This window comes from Pseudomonas sp. NPDC088885, from assembly GCF_044750025.1.
Classification (GTDB): domain Bacteria; phylum Pseudomonadota; class Gammaproteobacteria; order Pseudomonadales; family Pseudomonadaceae; genus Aquipseudomonas; species Aquipseudomonas rustica.
The window spans coordinates 10,014-14,446 of sequence record NZ_JBIVJB010000108.1 but is presented as its reverse complement, the minus strand read 5'-3'; the positions used below and the strand labels follow the sequence as shown (position 1 = coordinate 14,446).

The 4,433-nt window shown below is 56.7% G+C and carries 3 protein-coding genes; 1 reads left to right on the top strand and 2 read right to left on the bottom strand.

Translation table 11 applies throughout. The features are described 5' to 3' along the window. Positions 1–1,062, bottom strand: a 1,062-nt coding sequence (locus ACIP1X_RS25110; protein ID WP_400755619.1) for a PhoH family protein, incomplete at its 3' end; no start/stop codon positions are given. 337 nt (positions 1,063–1,399) lie between these two features. Next, positions 1,400–2,524 carry a polysaccharide deacetylase family protein gene (locus ACIP1X_RS25105; RefSeq protein ID WP_400755618.1) on the bottom strand — a complete coding sequence of 375 codons (1,125 nt, stop codon included), beginning with the start codon at positions 2,522–2,524 and terminating at the stop codon, positions 1,400–1,402. 320 nt (positions 2,525–2,844) lie between these two features. Here ACIP1X_RS25105 and yaaA point away from each other — a divergent pair, with 320 nt between their 5' ends. Further along, complete coding sequence (yaaA, locus tag ACIP1X_RS25100) at positions 2,845–3,624, top strand: peroxide stress protein YaaA (protein ID WP_400755617.1); 780 nt, start codon at positions 2,845–2,847, stop codon at positions 3,622–3,624. Positions 3,625–4,433: the final 809 nt, after the last annotated feature.

Here is a 4,433-nt window from a genome sequence, read left to right as displayed (position 1 = left end):
GCCATGGGTGTTTTCGTCATCCATGTGCAAGGCTTCGAGGTTGTCGGTGATGGCGCCCAGCCACGGCTCCATTTTTTCCGCTTCGGTGCCGGGCAGGAAACCGATCTCTTGGTCGAGACCCTGCACGCTGCGGGTGGCAATGATGCGGCGATAACGTTTGCTGACCATGGTCTGCTCGATCGCAGCGGCCAGCGCCAGAATGGTTTTACCGGAGCCTGCCGCACCCGACAGGTTGACCAGATGAATGTCCGGATCGAGCAGCGCGTACAGCGCCAGACTTTGATAGATGTCGCGCGGCTTGAGCCCCCACGCTTCCTGGTGCAGCAGCGGTTCCTGATGCAGGTCGAGAATCAGCAGGCGGTCTTCTTCAATCTCCTTGATCCAGCCGACGAAGCCCTGTTCATCAATGATGAACTCGTTGATGTGCACGGCCGGCAGGTTGTCGATCAGTTGTACCTGGTGCCAGGTGCGGCCGTGATCCTGACGGGTTTCGACCTTGCTCACGCGGTCCCAGAAGGAGCCGGTCATGTTGTGATAGCCGTTCGGCAGCAAGGACACGTCGTCGACCAGTTGGTCGGTGCTGTAGTCCTCGGAGGCGATACCGCAGGCACGCGCCTTGAGGCGCATGTTGATGTCTTTGGTGACCAGCACCACCGGTTTTTTCGGGTCGCGAGTGTGCAGGTCGATCAGTTGGTTGATGATTTTGTTGTCGTTCAGATGCTCGGGCAGAATCAGGTTCGATTCGGCCTGCTTGCTCATCAGAATTGACAGCAAGCCCTTCGGCCCGCCCTTGCCGCGCTGGATCGGCACACCCAGTTCGACATCTTCCGGGGACGCATCGCCCAGGGTTTTGTCGATCAGCCGGATGGCCTGACGGCATTCAGCGGCCACGCTGTGATGCCCGCTCTTGAGCTTGTCCAGCTCCTCCAGCACGGTCATCGGGATCGCGACGTGGTGTTCTTCGAAATTCAGCAGGGCGTTTGGATCGTGAATCAATACGTTGGTATCGAGTACATACAGGATTGGCTGGTTGGAGGAAGGGCTACGTCCGTGATCATCCATACTCGGTCACCTATGTCAGAGCCAGTAGACGCAATACCTGAGCGGTGCTGCGCCTCGAAGTGACTGCCGAAATCTCACCTGCGGAGATTCAAGTGACTGCAAACAAACGGGTCTTGGAAGACGCCACCTGTGTTGCAGGTTTCGGCGGTCTGTCTTCGTAATACTCCAAAACCGATGACATAAAAAAGTACTTTGACGGTTTTTTTAAGTTTATTTTGCAAAGTGACGAAAAGCCCTTGGCGGACTCCGTCGACACCGTTAGAGTCGGAAGTCCACCTGCAGCAAATTCTCTGAAAAAATCACCCCAAGCCCAATGTTTCCGGGCTTTTAGCGTTTCTCAGCGAAACGCGTCCTGACAGTCTTCCCAACCGATGCCGCTCTGCGCGGTTTGCGTGATCAGCCACGGCAACGAGGTCTTCACCGCGTCCTGTTTCATATTGAAATTGATCACCCCGTGACGCCACAACAGCATCAGGGTCAGCACCCGTTGCGCGCTCGGCGTACCCTTGAGTTTGCCGGCACCGTCCTGAGCATCAATGTCCCACAGCGCCACTTGCAGGCCCTGAGTGTTGAAGAAACCTTGCGCATCGCTGCGGCGCTGGCCGTCCGGCGGACGGAACAGCGGTACGTAGTTCTCCGGCAGTTTGTTCTTCACCAGATCGGCGCTGCGCCGCACCGAATCCTGCCAGTCCTGCCAGTGGCTGTGGGAGCGGAACTCCCAGCCCTGCACGCCGACGCACTGTCTGGAAAACTCGGTTTGCAGGCTGCTCACCGAACGATCGCTCAGGCGTGCCTGAATATCCTTGCCCAACACAAAGAACGTGCCGCTCAGATTGGCCTTGCGCAGATAGCCGGTGAGCCAGTCGGTATTGTCCGGTTGCAGGTTCGCGGCGCTGTCGAAAGTCAGCAGAAACAGCCGGTCGTGCATCTCGTCGCCGTTGCGCTCGTAGTCGCCGAAACGATCGACTTCGCTGCTGGTCTGCGGGAACAGCGCGGCCTTGCGCATCAGTTCATCGAGATACTGCACATGGAAGATCCGGCTCGGCTCGGCCCACTTGGTGTAATAGCTGTCATCGCTGACGACGAATTTGGCGGCTTGCTCGCGCAGGGTTGGCAGATCTTCGACGAGGAAGCAGAACGAGGCGTCCTGATCGCAGCTTTGCTGGGCGTAGTCGTAGTTGGCCAACAGGCGCTGCCAGAGACGCTGACGCAGGCTGTTGACCGCGTCGATATTCACCGTGCGCAGGCCGAGGCGCTGGGCCAGCGTGGTTTCGTCTAGCGCCTCGGTGCCGAGCAGGCCCCGGGCGAACATGAGGATTTCGGCGCGCGAGGCGACGTCGAACAGCGTCGGGCTGCTGAGCTGCTCCGGCCAGGTGCTGCGATCCAGCGTCGCCACATCGCCCGGCGCCGCAGCGGCACCGAAGCTCAACAGCCACGCGGTGAATAAAAGAACAATGCGCAAAGGGGCGTCTCCATAACAAAACCCGCGCGGCACTATATCGCGGGTGGATCAAAAGAAAGATCAAAAGATCGCAGCCTTCGGCAGCTCCTACCTGTACCTCCATTGAATCATTGCGATGATCGTTCCCACGCTCTGCGTGGTAACGCCTCCCCGGACGCTCCGCGTCCAGCTCGACGGTGACGCGGAGCGTCACAGGCGGCATTCCCACGCAGAGCGTGGGAACGATCATCGCCAAGCCGTCGATCACCTATCACGCTCATAGCTGGAGTCAACACCGACAACCCCCTAGAATCGCCCCCACGATTAAAGGAGACGACTTCATGCTGATGGTGATTTCCCCCGCCAAGACCCTCGATTACGAAACACCGCCGGCGACCCAGCGCTTCACCCAGCCGCAGTACCTCGACCATTCTCAGGAACTGATCCAGCAATTGCGCGACCTGACCCCGGCGCAGATCAGTGAGCTGATGCACGTGTCCGACAAGATCGGCGGCCTCAACGCCGCGCGTTTCGGCAGCTGGACGCCCGCGTTCACCCCGGAAAACGCCAAGCAAGCGCTGCTCGCCTTCAAGGGCGACGTCTATACCGGCCTCGACGCACAATCTTTCAGCGAAGCCAATTTCGATTACGCGCAAAAGCACCTGCGCATGCTCTCCGGCCTCTATGGTCTGCTGCGCCCGCTCGACCTGATGCAACCGTATCGCCTGGAAATGGGCACCAAACTGGCCAACGCCCGTGGCAAAGACCTGTACGCCTTCTGGGGCACGCGCATCAGCGAATGGCTCAACGAAGCGCTGGCCGATCAGGGCGACGACGTGCTGCTCAACCTCGCGTCCAACGAATACTTCTCGGCGGTTAAACGCACGGCGTTGAACGCGCGGATCATCAACACCGAGTTCAAGGATCAGAAGAACGGCCAGTACAAGATCATCAGCTTCTACGCGAAGAAGGCTCGTGGCCTGATGAGCCGTTTCGTGATTCAGGAAAAGATCAGCGATCCCGCCCAGCTCAAGCAGTTCGATGTGCAGGGTTATCGCTACAGCGCCGAACAGTCGAAACCTGACAACCTGGTATTTCTGCGCGACCACGCCCCCGAATAAAGCATGCCTAATGCACGACTCTTTTTATAAAGAGTCGTGCAGCTCGCACGACGTCAAAAATTCCTCGCTTGATTTCGCCATTTTTATGGCGCCAGAAAACAATCCCTGTCTTTTCTAATTTTAGTTTCACTCGACACTGATCATTTTTTTCAGTAGTGGCACGTAACTTTTTTCAAGGTAGTGGCACAAAACTATCTAGCGCAATGACGCCCCTATCAATAAAGGGCGAAACGGAAAGTGCTATCAAATTGAGACCAGTGCCATCTTTGTCAATATTTCAAAAAATTTCAGATGGTGCGATGAGCGGACTGGAACTATGTCCAAATGCGTAGTTCATACCACCGGTAACGATTCTCGCCGAGTTTGTACGAGATAACTTACGTAGGACAATTAGCCATGTAACCAAGTTGTCACAGCAACTTGCCTAGATGACTAACCGGTCGCAAAGCACACTGAAGGACAGGAGATACGCAGCATTAATATCCCCTACAAGGCCAAGGCCGCGCCCCTATAAACGTGCTCGCCTGAGCACCAAACCGCTTGATCTACGGGCCTTCCCGCCCGCCATCAAGCGCGCAAGACGAATGCACCTGAGTCTTCCAAAGGAAGATCCGCTGCATAACAGGGCAAGTCATAACTATAAGGCCTGGTTGCGCACATCTTGAGTGCACTTATTTAGACACTCGGAACTTTGTATGCCTGCACACGGCATTGTGGCGCCTGTAAGCCGCACTTTCGAGTGCACTAGTGAACGCTGAACACCATTAACTCCGGCCTTCTAAGGCCTGATATATACAGAGGTAATTGCG